We start from the raw sequence: 20,047 nt of genomic DNA on the forward strand, positions 1-20,047 counted from the left end.
ATCAGTCACATCAGAGAGGCAAGGACCCACGACATGAGCAACCCGTTCGAGAACCCCGACGGCGTCTACTCCGTTCTCGTCAACGACGAGGGCCAGTACAGCCTGTGGCCCGACTTCGTGGACGTCCCGGCCGGCTGGACGGTCGCGCACGGCCCGGCTGCCCGGCAGGAGTGCCTGGACCACATCGAGACCAACTGGACGGACATGCGGCCCAAGAGCCTCGTCGACAGGGTCTGAGAACACGAATGGGGGGCGGGTCCGTATGCGGACCCGCCCCCCATTCGTATGGTTCAGGACGCCGGCTGCTCCACCTTCGTCGCGGTCTTGCCGTCCACCGCCGCCGCGAGCTGCGGCACGATGCGGTCCAGGACGTAGGGGATGCTCAACACGGTCGACAGAGACACGGCGTTGCCGTAGTCGCTGGTCTCCTGGATGAAGACCTCGCGGCCCTGCTTCACCACGTTCAGGTCGGAGTAGAGCTTGTCACTGTGCAGCTTGGTGACCGCCGTGGTCAGGTCCGGCACGATCCAGACGTCGACGTCCTGGTCGAGCAGGTCGAAGCGCTCCTTGCTGATGTTGGCGCCGAACTGGTCCCCGATCACCTTGTCGAGGTCCTTGGGCAGGGAGAAGCCGAGGTCGGACAGGAACCGGGAGCGCGGGTCCTGGCTGCCGTAGACGAACGTGCCCTCGTACGGGGTCGCCATGACCGCCGTGGCCCCCGCGAAGGCCGGGTTGGCCTTCTTCGCCGCGGCGAACTTGTCCTCGACGCCGGACACCAGCGTCTTGGCCTCGGTCTCCTTGCCGAGCGCCTTGCCGATCTCCTCGGTCTGCTGCTGCCACGGCACGCCGTAGTCGTTGTACGCCTTCGGCTGGGCCACGACCGGCGCGAACTTCGACAGGCTCTCGTACTGGGCCTTGGTCAGCCCCGAGTAGACGGCGAGGATCAGATCGGGCTTCAGGGCGGCGATCTTCTCCACCTGGGGGCCGGTGCCGGTGTCCTTCAGGACAGTCGGTGCCGCCGCTCCGCCCAGCTTGTCCTCGGCCCACGGACCGATGGCGCCCTTGTAGCCGCCCAGCCACTCGGTCGTGCCGACCGGCACCTTGCCCAGGGCGAGGACGGCGTCCTGGTCGGTGAGGCCGACGGTGACGATCCGCTGAGGCTCGGACTTGATCGTCGTACTGCCGAACTTGTGGTCGAGCGTCACGGGGTAGGCGCCGGCGGCGGACGACGCCTCCTTCCCCGACGCGCCGGAGGAGGACGAGTCGGAGTCGGAGGAGCCGCAGCCGACCGCCGTGACGGCCAGCAGGAGTACGGAGGCGAGCAGGCCGGACAGCCGGGAGGCTCTGGTGGCGCGGGGCATCGGGTGTTCCTTCTGTTCGTCGCGGTGGGTTCGGCGGGGGGTGGCGGGGTCGGGGAGGGGCGGAGCGAGCCTTGTCAGAGGCGGGCGTCAGAGGCGGGCGTCAGAGGCGGGCGTCAGAGGCGGGCGTCAGGGGCGGGCGTCGGGGGTGCGGCTGCCGGACCAGGCGTGCCACAGGTCGGCGTACGCGCCCTGGGCGGCGAGCAGTTCGTCGTGCGTGCCGCTCTCCACGACCCGGCCGTCGCTCAGGACGACCACCCGGTCGGCGGCGGCGGCCTGGCTGAGCCGGTGCGCCACGACCAGCGCCGTACGGCCCCGCAACGCCTGCTCGGCGGCCTCGTCGAGCGCGCGGGCGCCCGAACTGCCCGCCTCCGCCGTCGCCTCGTCCAGCACGACGACCGGTGGGTCCGCCAACAGCAGCCGGGCCAGGGCGAGTTGCTGGGCCCGGTCGGCGGTCAGCCGGTGGCCGCCGTCGCCGACGACCGTGTCCAGGCCCTCCGGCAGCGCCTCCGCCCAGCCCAGGGCGCCCACCGTGGCCAGCGCCTCCCGCAGCTCCTCGTCGTCCGCCTCCGGACGGGCCAGCCGCAGATCGTCGGCGAGCGGCCCCGCGAAGACGTGGACCTCCTGCGTGACCAGCCCCACCAGCCGCCCGGACTCGTCCGGTTCGCACCCGCCGATGTCGATCCGCCCGCCCTCCGGGCGGTGCAGTCCCGCCACCAGCTTGGCGAGGGTCGTCTTGCCCGCACCGGTCGTCCCGACCAGCGCGACCCGTTCCTTGGGCCGGATCTCCAGGTCGACGCCGTGCAGCACCGGCCGCCCGGGCACATACGCGTGCGAGACGGCCGTCAACGTCACGGACGGCGCGCCCGTGACGGTCGTACGGTCGTCCGCGCGCTCGGCGACCACGGGCGCCGGCTCGTCCACCACCCCGACCAGCCGCGCCAGTCCGGCCGTCGCCGACTGGGCGTCGTCGAGCAGCACCAGCGCGGTGTTGACCGGCCCGAAGAGGCTGTGGAAGTACAGCGCGGCCGCCGTGGCCGTGCCGACCGACGCCGAGCCGGAACGCACCAGCAGGAACCCGGTGACCAGGACGGCGGCGAGCCCCATGTACTCGGCGATGTGCAGCCGGCTGTAGAAGCGCAGCACCAGTTGCACCCCGTTCATCGTCAGCTCCACCGCCGCCCTGGAACGCCCGGTGACCCGCCGCGTGTGACCGGCCTGAAGCCGGTACGCCCGTACGGTCCGCGCCCCGCCGATGGTGTCCAGCAACTGCTGCTGCTGCGCCCCGGTGGCGATGCGCTCCTTGGCGTACAGGGGAACGGCGTTGCGCAGGTACCAGCGCGCGGTGTGCGCCTGTACGGGCACGGCGACGAGCGCCGCCAGCAGGAACCGCCAGTCCAGCAGGGCGAGAGCGCCCAGGGTCAGCACGATCGACAGCGCGGAACGCGCCAGTTCGGGCAGCGCGCCGCGCACCGCGTCGGCGACCCGGGACACGTCCCGGGTGACACGGGCGTTGAGGTCGCCGGACCCCGCCTTCTCCAGCCGCTCCAGCGGCAGCGACAGGGCGCGCTCCACGAACAGTTCACGCAGCCGGGCGAGCACGGTCTCGCCGAGCCGGGACACCAGTGACATGCCCAGCGCGGTCGTGACGCCCTGCACCAATGCGACCCCGGCCAGCGCGAGCACGGGCCAGGTGAGCGCGTCGGGGGAGCGCCGCTCGGTGACCACGTCGACGATATGCCCGAGCAGGGGCTGGGTGAGCAGTCCGACGGAGGTGGCGAGCACCATCAGGCCGAACCCGGCGGCGGCCAACCTCCGGTGCGGGCGCAGCAGTTCGCGCACCGCGGCCCGGGTGCGGGCGGGACTGGCGGTGGGCAGCAGGGCGCGGTCGGCGTCCGACTGCTCGGCCTCCGTCGGCGGCCGGCCCTTCTTCGACTCCTCGGCCTGCGTGGACCGTTCGGCTCTCGTCGTCATGCCAGTACCGCCGTCCGGTAGTTCGCGTCGGTCCGTACGAGCTCGGAGTGCGTGCCCTCGGCCCCGACCCGGCCGCCGTCGAGGAGGATCACCTTGTCGGCGACGGCGAGCAGCGCCGGGCTGTTGGTCACCACGACCGTGGTGCGGCCGCGCCGGAACTCACGCAGCCCCTCGGCGATGCGGGCCTCGGTCACCGCGTCCACGGCCGTCGTCGGATCGTGCACGACCAGGACGGCGGGCCCGGCGCGCAGGGCCCGCGCCAGCAGGACGCGCTGGCGCTGCCCGCCCGACAGGGACCGGCCGCCCTCGCCGACACCGGTGGCGACGCCGTGCGGCAGCGAGCGGGGCACCTCGTCGGCACGGGCGGCGGCCATGGCGAGCTCGGTCCGCGGGTCCGGTTCCCCGTCCGCGAGGTAGCTCTCCGCCCCCTCGCCGTCTCCCTCTTCCCTGTCTTCCCTCTCTTCCCCGTCTTCTTCTCTCTCTCCTGCCGCCGGAGTCACGTTCGCGGCCAGCGAGCCGTCGAACAGCGCGGCGTCGTGGGCGGCCACCAGGACCGCTGCCCGCAGCGCCGCCGGATCCAGCCGGGTCAACGGCACGCCGTCGAGCTCGACCGAACCCGACTCCGGGTCCGCCTCCCGGCCGAGGCAGCGCAACAGGGCCTCGGCGTCGGCCGGATCCGTCACGGCGATCCCGGTCAGCAGTCCGGCCGGCAGCTCGAGGTCGACGCCGTCCAGCACACCGAGCCGTACACCGCGCAGCCGCAGCTCCCCGCGGACCGGGTCCGCCACCGGGGCGTCGCCGCCCACGACGGCCGGTCCGGCGGCGAGCACCTCCGCGACCCGCGTTGCCGAGGCACGGCCCTGCGCCAGCTCCGCGTTGACCCAGGCGAACGTCTCCAACGGCCCCAGCAGGAACAGCGCGAGACCGACCGCGGACACCAACTGCCCCAGCGTCAGCGAGCCGTCGAGGGCCAGCCGTCCGCCCACCAGGGCTATCAGCGCGATGAACCCACCGGTCAGGGCCAGCACGAGCCCGGTCTGCCAGGACTCGGCCCGGGCCGCGCGCAGGGTGGCGGCGAGGGAGAGCCGGCTGGTACGGCGGTAACGCTCCACGGCCGCCTGCTGCGCGCCCAGCCCCTTCAGCACCCGAAGCCCGGCCACCAGGTCGGCGGCCACCCCCGAGGCGTGCGCGGCCCGGTCCTGCTCGGCCTCGCTGCGGCGCTCCAGCGGCTTGCTCAGCAGATGTCCCACCCACAGCAGCACGGGCGTGCCCAGCAGCACGATCAGCCCGAGCGTCACGGACGTCAGCAGCAGCCACAGGGCGCTGACGGTGATGCCCGCGACGGCCCAGATCCCGCTCATCAGCGCCATGTTGACCGCGCCGACCCGTTTGGCGTCCTCGGTGGCCACGTTGGCGAGTTCGCCGGGCAGCCGTCCCTCCTCGGCGCCGCCGCGGCCGTCGAGCACCCGGTCCACGATCGCCAGCCGGAGGGTGTGCGCGGCCTCTTCGGCGCCGCGTTCACCGGCCTTGGCGCCCAGTCGGAAACTCCACGACAGCGTCACGTACATGACGGCCAGGACGGTCAGCCAGAGTATGAGCCGTTTCGCGTCCTGACCGGCCACGGCCTGGTCGATGACGACACCGATGAGTACTGGTACGAGGGCTTCCCCCAACTGGTGCACGCACCCCAGAGCCGCGCCGAGACCGACGCGCCGCGCCTGTCCCCTGACCGAGCGTGTCAGGACGTCCCGCCCCGACAGTTCCCCTGCTCTCACCAGCCACCCTCCGGAACCGGCCAACTTAGGCAAGGTTACCCTAAGTGAATGTGGGCGAGTCAATGCCTGGAGCCCCGCCACAAGCCCGGTTGTTGGGGTCCGGGCCGGGGAGCACACTGATCTCATGGAGCCTGTGCGCGGGGACGACGACGAGCGTGCGCTGGTGGAGCGGGCGTTTCGCCAGGCGTCGTTCTCGATGTCGGTCTTCGACGCCTCGCAGCGCTATCTACGGCTCAACGACGTCGCCTGCGAGGTGATGGGGCTCGACGAGGGGTTTCTGCGCGGCCATGCCTTTCCCTACGGACTCCCGGAGGATGTGGACCAGCTCGGCACCCTGCAGGCGCTGCGCGAGGTCGCGGCGACGGGCAAGCCCGCGCACTACGAGAGCCACACCCGTGCGCCGTCCGGCATCCGGGAGCACGCCTGGAACCTGGAGCTGTGGCCGCTCCGCGACGAGGCGGGCACGGTGTACGCGGTCGGGATGGCCGCCTTCGACAGCAGCGAGCAGCACTGGGCACGGCAGCGCCTGGCGGTGCTCGACGAGGCGGCGGTCTCGGTCGGCACCAGCCTCGACCTCGGCCGTACCGCGCGGGAGCTCGCCGAGCTGGTCATCCCGCGGTTCGCCGACTTCGCGAGCGTGGACCTGCTGGAAGCGGTGATGCACGGCGAGGAGCCCCTGGACGGCAGCCCGGACGTGACCGTCGTGCTGCGCCGGGTCGCCCACCTGTCCACCGAGCAGGGAACCCCGGAGGCCGTCATCGGCCTGGGCGCCACCGACGCGTACCCGCCGTACTCCCCGCCCGCCCGGGCACTGCACAGCGGCCGGCCGGTGCTCAGCGGAAGCGGGGACCCGGACTTCGACCGGTGGATCGCGAGCGTTCCGGCGCGGGCCGACAGGATGCGCGGCTTCGTCGTCACCTCGCTGCTGGCGGTGCCGCTGATAGCCCGCGGCACCACGCTCGGCGTCGCGGTGTTGCTGCGCACCCGGCCCGACGCCTTCACCCAGGACGACTTCACGCTGGCGAAGGAGCTGGCCGGCCGCGCCGCGCTCTGCGTCGACAACGCCCGCCGGTACACCCGTGAGCGCACCACGGCCCTGACCCTCCAGGAGAGTCTCCTGCCGAGCGGAGCGTCCCCGCAGTCGGCGGTGGACGTGGCCTGCCGCTATCTGCCCACCGACTCACGGGCCGGCGTCGGCGGCGACTGGTACGACATCATCCCGCTCTCCGGCGCCCGGGTGGGCCTGGTGGTCGGCGACGTGGTCGGCCACGGCATCCAGGCCTCCGCGACCATGGGCAGACTGCGCACCGCGGTGCAGACGCTCGCCGACGTCGACCTTCCCTCCGACGAACTCCTCGCGCACCTCGACGACCTGGTCCTGCGCCTCGGCGGCGACGACGACAACGGCGACCGCACCGGCGCAGGGGCCACCGGGGCGACCTGTCTGTACGCCGTCTACGACCCGGTGTCGCGCATGCTGACCGTCGCCAGCGCCGGCCACCCGCCGCCCGTCCTCGTCCTGCCGGACGGCACCACCACGGTGGTGGACGTCAGCGTCGGCCCGGTGCTGGGGGTGGGCGGCCTGCCCTTCGAGACCACCGAACTCGAACTGCCGGAGGGCAGCCTCGTCGCCCTGTACACGGACGGGCTGGTGGAGGCCGTCGACCGCGACCCGGACGTCGGGACCGCCCGGCTGTGCCAGGCGCTGACCGGCTCGCGGTCCACCCTGGAGGACCGCTGCGACCAGGTGCTCTCCGCCCTGTTGCCGAAGCACCCGAGCGACGACGTCGCCCTGGTGCTGGCGCGCACCAGAGCCCTGGACGCCGACCACGTCAAGGTCTGGGACCTGGCCGCCGACTTCGAGGTCGTCGCCGAGGCCCGCAGACTCGCCGCCGCCCAACTGGACGCCTGGGGGCTGACCGAGGCCGGCTTCGTCACCGAACTGGTCGTCAGCGAACTGGTCACCAACGCGATCCGCTACGGCGCCGACCCGATCCAGCTCCGCCTGATCCATGACCGCACCCTCATCTGCGAGGTCTCCGACGGCAACTCCACCTCACCGCACCTGCGCCGGGCACGCATCTACGACGAGGGCGGCCGGGGCCTGCTCCTGGTCGCCCAGCTCACCACCCGCTGGGGCACCCGGCACACCGCGACCGGCAAGACCATCTGGGCAGAACAGGCGCTGACGCCGACCATGGGTTAGGACAGGCTCTACGGCAGCCTGATCGGCCTGAGTTCCTCGAAGCGGTCGCCCGGGCCGGGATTGCCGGCCGTGGTCTTCCCGCCCAGCTGGGTCAGCACCCCCCACACCGCGTTCAGTCCCGTCGTGACCGCGCCCTCGGCCCAGCCGCCCGTCCAGGACACGTCGTCGCCGGCGAGGTAGATGCCCCGGTGGGCCGGGTCGAAGCCGTCCTGCATGAAGTGGGTGTAGAGACGCTCCTGGTAGCGGTAGTGGCCCGGCAGATTGTCGCTGAAGGCCCCCATGAAGTTCGGGTCGTCCTCCCACGAGATCGTGACGGGGTCGCCGATGATGTGCGAGGCGATGTCGACGTTCGGGTAGATCTGCCTGAGCGAGTGCAGCATCAGCCGGACGCGCTCCTCGACGTCCAGCGGCAGCCACTTCAGCGCGTCGTCGTTCCAGGTGTACGACAGACAGATCAGCGCGGGCTCGTCCGGTCCGTTGTCCAGCAGGTACGTTCCGCGGGTCAGCCGGTCCGTGAGCGTCGTGCTCAGCACGTGCTGCCCGGTCTCGGGGTCGACGTCCTTCCAGAAGGGACGGTCGACCACCACGAACGTCTTCGAGGACTGCATGTAGTGGGTGCGCTCGATCGCCGTCCACAACGAGTGGCTGAACAGCGACTCGTCGGTGTCGATCCGGGCGGACAGCAGCCAGGACTGGCAGGTGGCGACGACCGCCGGGTAGACGGACGTCCGGCCCCACCGGTCGGTGATCTCGATGCCGTCGCCGGGGCCGCCGGGCCCGCCGGACCTGCCGGCGCGCCGGATCCGCTTGACCGCGCCGCGCGGCGCGCCCCCGTGCAGGGAGGCCAGACTGGTGCCCGCCGGCCAGTGCGCGAGTCCCTCGGGGGCGTGCTGCCACAGGCGTTGGGGCAGGAGCTGCGCGCCGCCGAGGATGCGCTGCTGGTCGTCCTCGGCGTCGACGTACACCACCCGCAGGATCTCGAGCATCGAGTCGGGGAAGTTGGTGTCCCAGCCGCCGGTGCCGAACCCGACGAGCCCGAAGGCCTCCCGGTACTCGAACGGCAGCGACGAGAACGCCTTCGACGTGGCCAGGTAGTGCGAGAAGGACACGTCGTCGAAGAGCGGGACCAGCTCGTTCCAGAGCTTCTTGATCGTGGCGTAGTCGCGGTCCGCGACGGCCCGCTGCATGGCGCCGAAGTGGGCGCGCTCCTCCAGACAGTCCCGCCACGCGGCCCCCACGTCGTGGAACATCTGCGGCAGGTCGGCCGGGGACTCCGCGTAGTGCCTGCGGCCCGCTATCTCGATCACGGTGCTGTCGGAGGCCGCGGTGAGCGGGTTGGGGAACGGCTGGGTGTCGAGGCCGAGCAGGTCGACGTAGTGGAAGAACGCCCGCGCCGAGCGGGGGAAGCGCATCCCGCCGAGGTCGGCGACGGGGTGGTCGGCGCCCGGCTGGCGGGCGCCGCGCAGTCTGCCGCCGAGCTGGGCGGACTCGTACACGACCGGCTTCAGGCCGAGCTTCATCAGCTCGTACGCGGCGACGAGCCCGGACATGCCGGCGCCGACGACGGCGACCTCCGTCCCGTGCTGCTCGGCCGGGATCGAGCCGAGGCCGTCGGGGTGGGCCAGGTACTCGTCGTAGGGGAAGGGGAAGTCGGGGACCAGCATGCTGACCCCGGGCGAAGGCGTGTTCACGTGGTGTCCTGAAGGGCTCGTGCCGGGGTGTGATCCGGCGCGGGTCATATGAGCGAGGAGAGGGAGGAGGAGAGGTAGTCGGTGTCGCGGCGCGCGTCGAGCAGGGTGCGGCGGTCCATGTCGGCCACCACCAGCTCCTCGTCGCTCTCGCCGGCGGCGACGCGTCGCCCGTAGGGGTCGCTGAGGCAGCTCAGCCCCGCGAAACCGGGCCCGGCGTGGTTGGCGTAGGCGATGAAGAGCTGGCTCTCCAACGCCCGCGTGGGGACCACCATGCCGGGCACGAGCCGGGTGTCGAACGGCGCCGGCCGCCCGTCGGCGGACGGGCGCAGCGGCACGGCGGTGGGCACGCACAGCAACTCGGCGCCGGAGCGGGCCACCGCGCGGGTGAACTCGGGGAACTCCACGTCGAAGCAGAGGCCGAGCGCCACGTTCACGCCGTGCAGGGGGACGACCCGGGGCCGCTGCCGGCCGGGCGTGAACACCGCGTTCTCCGCCGGGCCGAACAGGTGCGCCTTGTGGTACCTGGTCAGTTCCCGCCCGTCACCGTCGAAGAGCGAGGCGCTGACGAAGCGTTCGCCGTGCTCGTGCTCGTGCTCGTGCTGGTGGTCGTGGGCGTGGTCGTTTTGGTGGTCGACGGTCGAGGCGACGAGGGCCAGACCGGCCGACCGCGCGAGGTCCGCGAGGGCCCGCCGCTGCCGGCGGCCGTCGTCGTCGGCCACGGCCACCGGGTCGTAGCCGCTGACGAACAGCTCCGGGGTCACCAGGAGTTGGACTCCCTGCGACCGGGCGGTGTGCGCCGCCTTCTCGAGGGCCGTGAGGTTGCGCTGCGGGTCGCCGACGACGCCGGTGGCCTGGAGGATTCCCACCCGCAGGCGCGCGGGCTCAGCGGGTGTCATCGAGCGCGCCTGCGCACAGCCGTCGTACGACCTCGGTGAGCACGTCGACTCCGGCGCACAGGTCGGCGTCGTTGGTGTACTCGCCCTCGTGGTGGCTGACGCCCTCGACGCTCGGGACGAACAGCATGACCGTCGGGACGACGTCGTTCATGTTGATGGAGTCGTGCCCGGCCAGCGTGTGCACGGGCCTGCTGGTGAGGCCGAGGGCGTCGGCGCACTCCCGCGCCAGCTCGACGCCGGCGGCCGGATACGGCCGGACGCCCCAGGCGTGCGACCCGCGCACCTCGATCCGGACGGCGACCTCGTCCTCGATCAGCTTGATCCCGTTCTCCAGGAGCTGCTTGGCCTCCGCGAGGACCTCCTCGTCCGCCGAGCGCAGATCCATGGTCAGGTCGACCCGGCGGGCGACGACGACGGGGGAGTTCGGCAGCACCGTGAACTGGCCGACGGAGGTGTGCAGGACACCGGCCGGGTACCGGTCGGCCAGCTCGCGCAGCAGCACCACCAGCCGGGAGGCCCCCAGGACGGCGTCCCGGCGGTCGGCGATGACGGTCGACCCCGTGTGCGCCTGCTCGCCGTGCACGGTGACCGTGAACTTCTCCGCCGCCCAGCAGGAGTCGACGAGCCCGATCGTGGTGCCGGAGTCCTCCAGGGAACGGCCCTGCTCGATGTGGATCTCGGCGCATGCGGCGGGCGCCGGCCCGGTGCCGGTACCGGTGTGCCCGACGGCGGTGAGCGCCTGCGCGACCGTCACCCCGTCCACGTCCTGGGTGGCCAGGGCGTCCGCGGCCGTCATCTTCCCGGTGTACACGGAGCTGCCCATCATGGACGGGGCGAACCGCGACCCCTCCTCGTTGAACCAGTCCACCACCGCCAGGTTGTACTTCGGCAGCTCTCCGGGGACGTGGCCCGAGGCGAGCCGCCGCCCCGCGTGCAGCGCCGCCGCGACACCGTAGGCCCCGTCGAACTTGCCGGCCAGCGGCTGACTGTCCAGATGGGAGCCGACCAGGACGTACGGCGCTCCCGGAGTCCACTCCAGCAGCCCGAAGACGTTGCCGATCGCGTCGGTCTCCACCGTGAACCCGTACTGGCTCAGCAGGGCGGTGAACCACGCCCGCGACTGGGCGTCGGCGGTGGTCGCGGCCTGCCGGTCGACACCGCCGCCCGGGGTCTCGCCGATCCGGCTCAGCGAGCGGAAGTCCCGCAGGAACAGTTCGGAGTCGGTGGCGCCGCCCACCGCGGTGGGGACGTCGGTGCGCTCAATGGCCATGGGGGAGTTCTCCTCGAACATCGAAAGGGGGAAGGGACAGGAGGCGGAACAGGTGGAGTGACTACGAGGCCGGGCCGCTCTCGGACCCGGCGGGGCCGCGGTCGGCCGCGAGAGCGAGGACCCGGCCGCGCACCCCGAACCAGCCCGCCATGAGCGCCGGGACGATGACGAGCAGCGTGCCGACCGTGCACGTCCCCACCGGGTAGTCGAACAGCATCAGCACGAGGACCCCGACCAGGAACAACAGCGTCAGGTACGAGGTCCAGGGGGCGCCGAACAGGCGGAACGCGGGCCGGGCCGCCTTGCCCTGCTGCGACCAGCGGTACAGCCGCAGCTGACACAGCACGATGGTCGCCCACGTACAGAGGATCGCCAGCGCGGTCGCGTTGATCGCGATCTCGAACGCCCGCTCCGGAACGAGGGCGTTGAGGCCCACGCCGAGCAGCGCCAGGAGCGCGGTGAACAGGACGCCGCCGTAGGGCACGCCCTGTCGGCTGAGGCGGCCCATGAAGCGGGGGGCGGTCCCGGAGCGGGACATCGAGCGGTAGATGCGGCCCGTCGAGTACAGACCGGCGTTGAGGCTGGACAGCGCCGCCGTGAGCACCACCAGGTTCATCACCCCGCCCGCGCCGGGCACGCCGATGCTGTTGAAGAACGTCACGAACGGCGACTCCCCGGCCCGGTAGGAGTCGTACGGCAGCAGCAGGGCGAGCAGGGTCGTGGAGCCGACGTAGAACACGGCGATGCGCCAGATGACGGCGTTGACCGCACGTGGCATCACCTTCGCGGGGTTCTCGGCCTCCCCGGCCGCGACGCCGATCAGGTCGATGCCGGCGTACGCGAACACGACGCCCTGCACGATGATCACCGCGGGCAGGAGCCCGTTCGGCAGGACCCCTCCGTGGTCGGCCACCGTGGAGAGCCCGGCGTCCTGTCCGTCGACCGGGAACCCGGCGGCGAGGATCACGGCTCCGGTCACCAGGAAGACCACGATCGCGGCGACCTTGACGAGCGCGAACCAGAACTCCAGTTCGCCGAAGAAGCGGACCGACACGAGGTTCGCGCAGGTGACGACGAGCAGTGCGGTGAGCGCCAGGAGCCACTGGGGGACGCTGCGCAGCGTCGGCCAGTAATGGAAGTACGTGGCGACGGCGGTGATGTCGACGATCGCGGTGAGAGCCCAGGAAATGGAATAGACCCAGCCGGAGACGAAGGCGGCCTTTTCCCCGAAGAACTCACGGGCGTACGAGACGAAAGACCCCGAGTTCGGTCGGTGCAGTACCAGTTCGCCGAGTGCGCGCAGAATGAAGAAGGCGAAGACGCCGCAGAAAGCATAGACGATCGCCAGTGCCGGGCCGGCCGATGCCAACCGGCCGCCGGCGCCCAGAAAGAGACCGGTGCCGATGGCCCCGCCGATGCCGATCATCTGGATCTGACGGTTGGAAAGCCGCTGCTGGTAGCCCGACGAGTCGCCGCCAGAGTCGGCGGGACGTGCGGTCTCTGTGCCCGTTTCGACAGCCACGAGCTCCTCCTATTCTCGGCACCGAAGGGTGCGCACCGGAAGAGTGACAGCGACTGATGGGGCGAACAATGAAAATCTGCACCGTGCGCGATGCCAAAAATTTGGCCTCTGCACAAAGGGGGCCCGGCGATTTCCGTCGAGAGCCGCCGCTACGTAACATCACGGGGCCGTGTGGCACGGTGCACCGGCGGAAAGGGGACGCGCATGGTCGACCACGACACGCGGGCGTGGGACGACGCCGTCGAGCGGACGCGCGGCCGACTGGACGGGCTGGTCGAGCAGTTCCTGGCCCGGGCGATGGCGGACCCCGCGTACGCCGACTCCGCTCTGACGGCGGAGGACCTGCGCCGGACCAGCGTCCAGTCCTTCTCGGCGATCCTCGACAGCCTGCGTTCCGACGGGACCACGGACGCGCTGACCGCCATCGCCGAGTCGCTCGGCACCCGGCGGGCCCGCCAGGCCGTGCCCCTGGACAGCCTGCTGCGTGCCGTCCGGCTCGACTTCACCGTGCTGTGGGACAGCCTGGCGGACCCCTCGGGCGGCGCCGACCCCGCTCTCCTGGTGCGCAACGCCGGGCGGGTGTGGACCACGGTGGACGCCTTCGCGGCCCATGTGCAGGAGCACTACCTCGCGGAACAGGTGGCGATCGAACAGGCCGACGCCGACCTCCAACGGCAGTATCTGTCCCAGCTGTTCGGGCCGACCCGGCCGACCGGGGCTGCGCTGGAGCGGATCGCCGGCGCGCTCCGCATTCCCAAGGCGGGCCGTTTCTGTGTGGCGGCCACGTCCAGGGACGACGGAGTCACCGTCCGCAGAAGACTGCGGGCCCTGACCCGCCGGGACGACGTCTTCCTCACCTACGACATGGGGCACCACACGCTCTTCATCTGGCCGACCGGGCAGAGCGCCCTGGCCGGACTCCCGCCCACGGCCAGGGAGCTGTTCACCGACAGGGCGGTCGCCGTCGCACCGGTGGCCCGAGGACTCGCCCACGTCCGGGAGGCGGCCGCGGCCGCCCGGGAGATCATGACCGACCTGCCGATGGACAGCACGGGCGTCGCGACGCTGTCCGACCGCTGGCGGTCCGTGACCCGGCATCTGCTGGCGGGCGTCGGCTGCGACCTCGGGCAGATCGTTTTCCCGTACCTGGACGGATGCACGGAACTGGAGCGGACGAAGATCCTCGAAACGGTCAGGAAGTACCTCGAGACGGGCAGCCTGGGGGACACCGGTCGTGCGCTGAACTGCCACCGCAACACCGTGCTGAACCGGCTGAACGCGTTCGAGAAATACACCGGGCTCGATGTGCAGCGGCCCGTCGACGCGGCCGCCGTGATCATCGCCCTGGAATAGCCGTCCTGGGAATGGCCGTCCCGGGAATGGTCGTCACGGGAATGGCCGCCGGCGCCCTGGAGCAGCCGTCAGCGCAGGGCCCCCTTGGTGGCGTCGGCGATGAAACCGCGGGCGAAGAAGGTGAACACCAGCACCAGCGGGATGACGGACAGCAGCACCCCCGACATCACCATGCTGTAGTCGGTGGAGTGGCCGGCGTACAGCTGGGCCAGTGCCACCTGGAGGGTGAGGCGGTCGGGGTTGACCAGCATCACCAACGGCAGGATGTAGTCGTTCCAGGCGGCGATGAAGGTGTAGATGCCGAGGAACGCCAGGGCCGGGCGGACACACGGCAGCACCACGTGCCAGTACAGGCGGAAGAACCCGGCGCCCTCGATCCGGGCGGCGTCCAGCAGTTCGTCGGGGACGCTGCTGGTGGTGTACTGACGCATCCAGAAGATGCCGAAGGCGTTGGCCGCGGCGGGCACGATGAGCGCCTTGAGCGTGCCCAGCCAGCCCAGCTGCACCATGATCTCGTACTGCGGGATGATCGCCAGCTGGGTCGGCAGGATGTACATCGCCAGCAGGACGCCGAACAGGAACTTCTTGGCGGGGAAGTCGTACTTGGCGAAGGCGAAGGCCGCCAGGGAGTCGAAGAACAGCACCAGCAGGGTCGTGCAGACCGCCACGACGACGGTGTTGAGCAGCGACCCGACGAAGTCCATCTTCGCGAACAGGTGCTGGATGTTGGTGAGGAGGTGGCCGCCGAACCACAGCTTCGGCGGGTAGCGGTAGATGTCCTGCGAGGTGTTCGTCGCCATGACGACGATCCAGTAGAACGGGAACACCGAGATGACGACACCGGTCATCAGGATCAGATGGACGCTCAGCCCCCGGACGCGCTTTCCGGTCAAGCCGTTCATGGCCGTCGCTCCTTACGCTGCACCAGACGCCAGTTGACGGTGACGATGAGCAGGATCAGCAGGAAGAAGGCCCAGACGATCGCGGCCCCGTAGCCGAAGTCGTTGTTGTCGAAGGCCTGGTGGTAGAAGTACAGCAGCGTGGTCAGGCCCGCCTGGCCCGGTCCGCCGGAGTTGGGGTTGGTGGCCGCCTCGCTGCCGAACAGCACCTGTGGTTCGGTGAAGCTCTGCAGGCCGGTGACGGTGGAGATCACCACGGTGAACAGGATGATGGGCCGCAGCAGCGGGATCGTGATGGAGAAGAAGATCCGCGCCGGGCCGGCCCCGTCCATCCTGGCGGCCTCGTAGACCTCCGAGGGGATCGCCTGGAGGCCGGCCAGATAGATGATGGCGTTGTAGCCGGTCCACTGCCAGGTCATCAGCGCCGCGATCACCAGCTTGATCGTCCACTCGTTGCTCATCCAGGGCACGGCCGACAGGTGCACCGACCTGAGGATGGCGTTGATCAGGCCGAAGTTGTTGCTGAAGATCGCGCCGAAGAAGATCGCGATGGCCACCAGCGAGGTGATGCTGGGGATGAACAGCGCGACCCGGTAGAAGGCCGTGAAACGCCGGGTGGAGTTCACCAGCACCGCGACCACCAGCGCCATGAAGAGCATCGGCACCGTGGACAGCACCCAGATGACGAGGGTGTTGCGGATGGACAGCCAGAACACCGGGTCGTCCCACAGGAAGCGGAACTGCTGGAACCCGACGAAGTGCATGTCCCCGATGCCGTCCCACTTCTGGAACGCCAGGAAGACGGTGTAGAGCACCGGGAAGAGCATGAAGACCGTGAAGATCAGGTAGTACGGCGAGATGGCCAGGTACTGCGGCCAGTGCCGGGCGACCCGGCGGCGCGGCCCGCGCCGGGTCCCGGCCGACACCGGGCGGACCCGACGGCCGGACCGGCCCGGCCGGCCCGGACCGCGCGGGCGGTCCGGGGACGGCCGGCCGACGGGCCCGGTGTCGGATCCGGAGGACGGTCCGGTCGCGGCCGGTCCGGCTACCGGGCTTGACGACATGTCACTTCACTCCCTGCCGCTGGGCGATCTGCTTGGCCTGGCTGACCGCGTCCTTCCAGGCCTGGTCGGGGTCCTTGCCCTTGGCCTCGATGCTGGTCAGCTCGCTGAAGAAGGGCGCCGAGACCGCCGCGTCGGCGGGAGCCTCATAGGTGGCGGAGATCTTCTCGGCCGCCGGACCGAAGATCTCGATGGTCTTCTGGCCGCCGAAGAAAGCGTCGCCGCCGGTCAGCGCCGGCAGCTTGTACGCGGCCGGGGCGGTCGGGAACAGGGCCGCGTCGGTGAAGCCGCGCGCCTGGTTCTCCGGGCTGAGGATCCAGCTGATGATCTTGAAGGCCTCTTCGGGGTTGCCGCAGGTCGCGGGCAGGGCCAGGAAAGACCCGCCGAGGTTGGACGGTCCGCCCGGCAGGCTCGCCACCCGCCACTTGCCCTTGGTGCCCGGGGCGGCGCTCGTGATGTCCAGCGCGTGCCAGGCGGCGCCCAGCTCGGTGCCCAGGGTGCCGCCGCTGATGGCGGCGTTCCAGGTGTTGTCGTTGATCTTGGCGTCGACGCCCAGGGTGTAGGGCTTCACGGCGGTGGTCCAGGCGGTGCGGATGTGGTCCTGATCGCCGATGAACTTGTTGTCCTCGTCGATGAACCGCTGGGTGCCCTGGCCGACGATCATCGAGAACACCGAGCCGATGTTGTTGATCAGCACGGTCTTCGGCACGGCCTTGTGCAGCTCGACGCCGGCCTTGAAGTAGTCGTCCCAGGTGGACAGCTGGGAGGAGACCTCGGCGGGGTCGGTGGGCAGCCCCGCCTTCGCGAAGAGGTCCGCGCGGTAGAACATGGCGCACGGGCCGATGTCGATCGGGAAGCCGATGAGCTTGCCGTCCTGGGTGGTGGCCTGCTTCAGCTTCCATGACAGGTACTGCGGCACGAGCTTGTCCGCGCCGACGGTCTTCAGGTCGATGAAGCGGTCGGCGTTGGGCAGGAACGAGGCGATGTCCTCGCCCTTGATGCCGGTGATGTCCGGCGCGGACTGCGCGGCCCGCAGACCGGTGAGCAGCTTGGTCTTGAAGTCGCCGCCGACCACGGAGGTCTTGAGGCTGATGCCGGAGAAGTGCGTCTTGGCGTCCGCGACGACCTTGTCGCTCAGGCCGCCGGACCAGTACCAGAGCGTCAGGTTCTTGTCGTCCTTGCTGCCGCTCGACCCGGAGCCGCCGCCGCAGGCCGCGGTGGCGCCTGCTGCGGCGGCCGTGAGCACGGCGGCCTGAAGGAATCGTCTGCGGGAAAGGTCCACGGTCTTCTCCTGGTGGTTCGGCATGTCCGGCAAGGACCGGTGAGTCGAGGGAGACGGAGGGGCGAGGGGAGACGGAGGGGCGAGGGGAGACGGAGGGGCGAGGGGAGACGGAGGGGTGAAGGGAGACGGAGGGGTGAAGGGAGACGGAGGGGTGAAGGCAGAGGGCGAGGGAGGGCGTGACAGCGAGGGGCGGGGAAACGTCGGGGCGACGGCGGGGGCGGCGGGGATCCGGGTGGCTGAAGGGCGGCGGTGGCCGAAAAATGCACCTCGTTGCCCGGAACGTGCTGCCCGGAACGTGTGACCTGGCTTTCTCAGACGGTGCCGACGCGTGAATGGCGGCGATGAACGCCGTTGATCCGCTTCGGCCGACCGGAGTGGGGCCCGGGTCCGGCTCGAATTACGCAAGAGAGTGCACCCGGTGCGCGACTTTGACAAGAGTCAAGCGAACATCGAGACATTCATGCGTGACTTTGCTTGAGTTTGGCGAGTTCGCGAGTATGGTCTGCGCCATGCTCCCTGACCGAAGACATGAGCTGATCCTCCGGGCCCTGCGCGCGGACGGTCCCACCAGCGTGATCGCCCTGGCCGAGAAGGTCGGGGCGAGCCCTGCCACGATCCGGCGCGACCTCGTTCAGCTGGAGGAAGAGGGACTGCTCAAACGCGTGTACGGCGGCGCCGTGCCCGTCGTCGGCGAGGACGACCCGTTCGCCGACGTGGCCGCGGTCCGGGTCGAGGCCAAGGACGCCCTGGCCGCCTGGTGCGCAGATCTCGTCAAGGACGGCGAGACGGTCCTGCTCGACATCGGCACCACCGCGCACCGGGTGGCCCGCCATCTGCACGGCCGCTCCCTGACCGTGATCACCAGCAACCTGGCCGTCTACGAGGAGCTCCAGGACGACAAGGCCGTCCAGCTGATCCTGCTCGGCGGAGTGGTCCGGCGCGACTACCGCTCGCTGGTGGGCTTCCTCACCGAGGACAACCTGCGACAGATCCACGCCGACCGGCTGTTCCTGGGCACCAGCGGGATCCGCCCCGACGGCCAGGTGCTGGACACCACCGCCGTCGAGGTCCCCGTCAAGCGGGCGATGATCGCCGCCAGCGCCCAGGTGATCCTGCTGGCGGACGCGGGCAAGTTCCCCGGCACCGGAATGGCCCGGGTGTGCGGGCCGGACGAGCTCGACGTGGTGGTCACCAACGCCCCGGGGGACGAGAAGACCTGTAACCGACTGCGTGAGGCGGGAGTTGAGGTGGTCGAAGTATGAGACTCACGATCCTGGGCGGCGGCGGATTCCGCGTCCCGCTGGTCTACCGGGCGCTGCTGGCCGACCACGGCCCTGGACGCGTCACCGACGTGACCCTGTACGACCTGGACGCCTCCCGGCTGACCACCATCCGCAAGGTCCTCGCCGACCAGGCCGCCGGACACCGCGACCCGCCCGCCGTCACCGTCACCACCGACCTCGACGAGGCGGTCACGGGAGCCGACTTCGTGTTCTCGGCCATCCGGGTCGGCGGGCTCGCCGGGCGCGCGGCGGACGAGCGGATCGCCCTGGAGCTGGGAGTGCTGGGCCAGGAGACCGTCGGCGCGGGCGGCATCTCCTACGGGCTGCGCACCGTCCCCGAAGCGCTCGCCATCGCCCGCCGTATCGCCGCCCTGGCGCCCGACGCCTGGGTCATCAACTTCACCAACCCGGCCGGCCTGGTCACCGAGGCCATGACCGCCCACCTCGGCGACCGTGTGATCGGGATCTGCGACTCCCCGGTGGGCCTCGGCCGCCGGGTGGCCGGCGCGCTCGGCGCCGACCCCGCCCGCACCCGCCTGGACTACGTGGGCCTGAACCACCTGGGCTGGCTGTGCGGCCTGTACGCGGACGGCCGGGACCTGCTGCCGTCCCTGTTCGAGAACGAGGCGGCCCTGACCTCCTTCGAGGAGGGCAAACTCTTCGGCGCCGACCTACTGCGCACACTCGGCGCGCTGCCCAACGAGTACCTGCACTACTACTACTTCAACCGCGAGTCGGTCGACTCCGCACGCGCCGCCGAACAGACCCGCGGCGCCTTCCTCCACTCCCAACAGCAACGCTTCTACGACGCGTTGGGCACGGAGTCCTTGAGCACGGGCTCCGGGGGCGGCTCCGACGGCGGTCCGTCCGCACCCCGCACCGCCTGGAACGCCTGGGACGCCACCCGCCTGGAGCGCGAGACGACCTACATGGCCGAGAACCGCGAGGCCGTCGGCATGGGCGAACGGGACTCCTGCGACCTGGAGTCCGGCGGCTACGAGCAGGTGGCCCTCTCCCTCATGCGGGCCATCGCCCTGGACGAGCGCGCCACCCTCATCCTCAACGTCCGCAACCGCGGCCGGATCCCCACCCTCGACGACGACGCCGTCATCGAGGTCCCCTGCCACGTGGACGCCAACGGGGCCCGCCCCATCGCCGGAGCCCCGCTGCCCGACCACGGCAAGGGCCTGGTGTGCGCGGTCAAGGCGGTCGAACGCGCGGTGATCCACGCCGCCACCACCGCCGACCGCACCCACGCCGTCAAGGCGCTGACCATCCACCCGCTGATCGACTCGTACACCGTCGCGAAGCGCCTGCTGGCCGCCTACCAGCACCACTTCCCCCAACTCGCCTATCTGGGCGGCTGAGCGACTGGGCCGCTGGGCAGCCGGGTAGCCGGGCAGCGTTCTCCAGCCGCCGGCGACCGTCCGGTCTTGACCCTCACGCGGCTGGAACCTGGACGATCGCGCCGTACGAC

The 20,047-nt window shown here is 70.9% G+C and carries 15 protein-coding genes; 5 read left to right on the forward strand and 10 right to left on the reverse strand.

Features of this window, described 5'->3' with window-relative positions; genetic code table 11:
- Positions 1-33 precede the first annotated feature (33 nt).
- Positions 34-237 (forward strand): MbtH family protein, encoded by a 204-nt coding sequence (locus OG562_RS43380; protein ID WP_266408049.1) that lies wholly within the window; start codon positions 34-36, stop codon positions 235-237.
- 53 nt (positions 238-290) lie between these two features.
- Here OG562_RS43380 and OG562_RS43385 read toward each other — a convergent pair whose 3' ends face one another.
- From OG562_RS43385 to OG562_RS43395, 3 genes are all read right to left on the reverse strand, one after another.
- Positions 291-1,361, reverse strand: coding sequence for an iron-siderophore ABC transporter substrate-binding protein (locus OG562_RS43385; RefSeq protein ID WP_266408051.1), 1,071 nt, complete (start codon positions 1,359-1,361; stop codon positions 291-293).
- Between the two features lie 126 nt (positions 1,362-1,487).
- On the reverse strand, positions 1,488-3,332 hold the full coding sequence (locus OG562_RS43390; protein WP_266408054.1) for an ABC transporter ATP-binding protein: 1,845 nt from the start codon (positions 3,330-3,332) through the stop codon (positions 1,488-1,490).
- Positions 3,329-5,107, reverse strand: coding sequence for an ABC transporter ATP-binding protein (locus tag OG562_RS43395; protein WP_266408056.1), 1,779 nt, complete (start codon positions 5,105-5,107; stop codon positions 3,329-3,331). Before OG562_RS43395 ends, OG562_RS43390 begins: the two co-directional genes overlap by 4 nt.
- A 124-nt stretch (positions 5,108-5,231) precedes the next feature.
- On the opposite strand from OG562_RS43395, the gene OG562_RS43400 reads away from it, so the two are divergent.
- Entirely contained in the window at positions 5,232-7,313 is a 2,082-nt protein-coding gene (locus OG562_RS43400) for a SpoIIE family protein phosphatase (protein WP_266408059.1), read from the forward strand.
- 8 nt (positions 7,314-7,321) lie between these two features.
- Here OG562_RS43400 and OG562_RS43405 read toward each other — a convergent pair whose 3' ends face one another.
- The 4 genes from OG562_RS43405 to OG562_RS43420 form a co-directional block, all read right to left on the reverse strand.
- Entirely contained in the window at positions 7,322-8,977 is a 1,656-nt protein-coding gene (locus OG562_RS43405) for an NAD(P)/FAD-dependent oxidoreductase (RefSeq protein WP_266409844.1), read from the reverse strand.
- Between the two features lie 71 nt (positions 8,978-9,048).
- A complete protein-coding gene (locus OG562_RS43410; protein ID WP_266408063.1) occupies positions 9,049-9,900 on the reverse strand; it encodes a nitrilase-related carbon-nitrogen hydrolase in 852 nt (283 codons plus the stop codon).
- A complete protein-coding gene (locus OG562_RS43415; protein ID WP_266408065.1) occupies positions 9,887-11,170 on the reverse strand; it encodes a M20 family metallo-hydrolase in 1,284 nt (427 codons plus the stop codon). The genes OG562_RS43410 and OG562_RS43415 overlap by 14 nt, the downstream gene beginning before the upstream one ends.
- 61 nt (positions 11,171-11,231) lie before the next feature.
- Positions 11,232-12,692: an amino acid permease gene (locus OG562_RS43420; protein WP_266408066.1), complete on the reverse strand. Its 1,461-nt coding sequence runs from the start codon at positions 12,690-12,692 to the stop codon at positions 11,232-11,234.
- Positions 12,693-12,896: 204 nt separating this feature from the next.
- Between OG562_RS43420 and OG562_RS43425 the strand changes: the two genes are divergently transcribed.
- Positions 12,897-14,045 carry a helix-turn-helix domain-containing protein gene (locus OG562_RS43425; protein WP_266408067.1) on the forward strand — a complete coding sequence of 383 codons (1,149 nt, stop codon included), beginning with the start codon at positions 12,897-12,899 and terminating at the stop codon, positions 14,043-14,045.
- Positions 14,046-14,113: 68 nt separating this feature from the next.
- On the opposite strand, the gene OG562_RS43430 is transcribed toward OG562_RS43425, so the two are convergent.
- The 3 genes from OG562_RS43430 to OG562_RS43440 are packed head-to-tail and all read right to left on the reverse strand — an operon-like array spanning position 14,114 to position 17,311.
- On the reverse strand, positions 14,114-14,947 hold the full coding sequence (locus OG562_RS43430) for a carbohydrate ABC transporter permease (protein ID WP_266408069.1): 834 nt from the start codon (positions 14,945-14,947) through the stop codon (positions 14,114-14,116).
- Positions 14,944-16,008, reverse strand: coding sequence for a carbohydrate ABC transporter permease (locus tag OG562_RS43435; protein ID WP_266408071.1), 1,065 nt, complete (start codon positions 16,006-16,008; stop codon positions 14,944-14,946). The genes OG562_RS43430 and OG562_RS43435 overlap by 4 nt, the downstream gene beginning before the upstream one ends.
- Position 16,009: 1 nt before the next feature.
- Positions 16,010-17,311 (reverse strand): extracellular solute-binding protein, encoded by a 1,302-nt coding sequence (locus OG562_RS43440; RefSeq protein WP_266408073.1) that lies wholly within the window; start codon positions 17,309-17,311, stop codon positions 16,010-16,012.
- Positions 17,312-17,796: 485 nt separating this feature from the next.
- Here OG562_RS43440 and OG562_RS43445 point away from each other — a divergent pair, with 485 nt between their 5' ends.
- Positions 17,797-18,549 carry a DeoR/GlpR family DNA-binding transcription regulator gene (locus OG562_RS43445; protein WP_266408075.1) on the forward strand — a complete coding sequence of 251 codons (753 nt, stop codon included), beginning with the start codon at positions 17,797-17,799 and terminating at the stop codon, positions 18,547-18,549.
- Positions 18,546-19,937, forward strand: coding sequence for a 6-phospho-beta-glucosidase (locus OG562_RS43450; RefSeq protein WP_266408077.1), 1,392 nt, complete (start codon positions 18,546-18,548; stop codon positions 19,935-19,937). Before OG562_RS43445 ends, OG562_RS43450 begins: the two co-directional genes overlap by 4 nt.
- The last annotated feature ends 110 nt before the right edge of the window (positions 19,938-20,047 follow it).

Source organism: Streptomyces sp. NBC_01275 (assembly GCF_026340655.1).
GTDB lineage: Bacteria > Actinomycetota > Actinomycetes > Streptomycetales > Streptomycetaceae > Streptomyces.

Excerpts from the sequence above, each read along its gene's own strand:
- OG562_RS43380 (WP_266408049.1), top strand. The coding sequence starts at position 34 with ATGAGCAACCCGTTCGAGAACCCCGACGGCGTCTACTCCGTTCTCGTC.
- OG562_RS43385 (WP_266408051.1), bottom strand. The coding sequence starts at position 1,361 with ATGCCCCGCGCCACCAGAGCCTCCCGGCTGTCCGGCCTGCTCGCCTCC.
- OG562_RS43390 (WP_266408054.1), bottom strand. The coding sequence starts at position 3,332 with ATGACGACGAGAGCCGAACGGTCCACGCAGGCCGAGGAGTCGAAGAAG.
- OG562_RS43400 (WP_266408059.1), top strand. The coding sequence starts at position 5,232 with ATGGAGCCTGTGCGCGGGGACGACGACGAGCGTGCGCTGGTGGAGCGG.
- OG562_RS43405 (WP_266409844.1), bottom strand. The coding sequence starts at position 8,977 with ATGCTGGTCCCCGACTTCCCCTTCCCCTACGACGAGTACCTGGCCCAC.
- OG562_RS43410 (WP_266408063.1), bottom strand. The coding sequence starts at position 9,900 with ATGACACCCGCTGAGCCCGCGCGCCTGCGGGTGGGAATCCTCCAGGCC.
- OG562_RS43415 (WP_266408065.1), bottom strand. The coding sequence starts at position 11,170 with ATGGCCATTGAGCGCACCGACGTCCCCACCGCGGTGGGCGGCGCCACC.
- OG562_RS43425 (WP_266408067.1), top strand. The coding sequence starts at position 12,897 with ATGGTCGACCACGACACGCGGGCGTGGGACGACGCCGTCGAGCGGACG.
- OG562_RS43430 (WP_266408069.1), bottom strand. The coding sequence starts at position 14,947 with ATGAACGGCTTGACCGGAAAGCGCGTCCGGGGGCTGAGCGTCCATCTG.
- OG562_RS43435 (WP_266408071.1), bottom strand. The coding sequence starts at position 16,008 with ATGTCGTCAAGCCCGGTAGCCGGACCGGCCGCGACCGGACCGTCCTCC.
- OG562_RS43440 (WP_266408073.1), bottom strand. The coding sequence starts at position 17,311 with ATGCCGAACCACCAGGAGAAGACCGTGGACCTTTCCCGCAGACGATTC.
- OG562_RS43445 (WP_266408075.1), top strand. The coding sequence starts at position 17,797 with ATGCTCCCTGACCGAAGACATGAGCTGATCCTCCGGGCCCTGCGCGCG.
- OG562_RS43450 (WP_266408077.1), top strand. The coding sequence starts at position 18,546 with ATGAGACTCACGATCCTGGGCGGCGGCGGATTCCGCGTCCCGCTGGTC.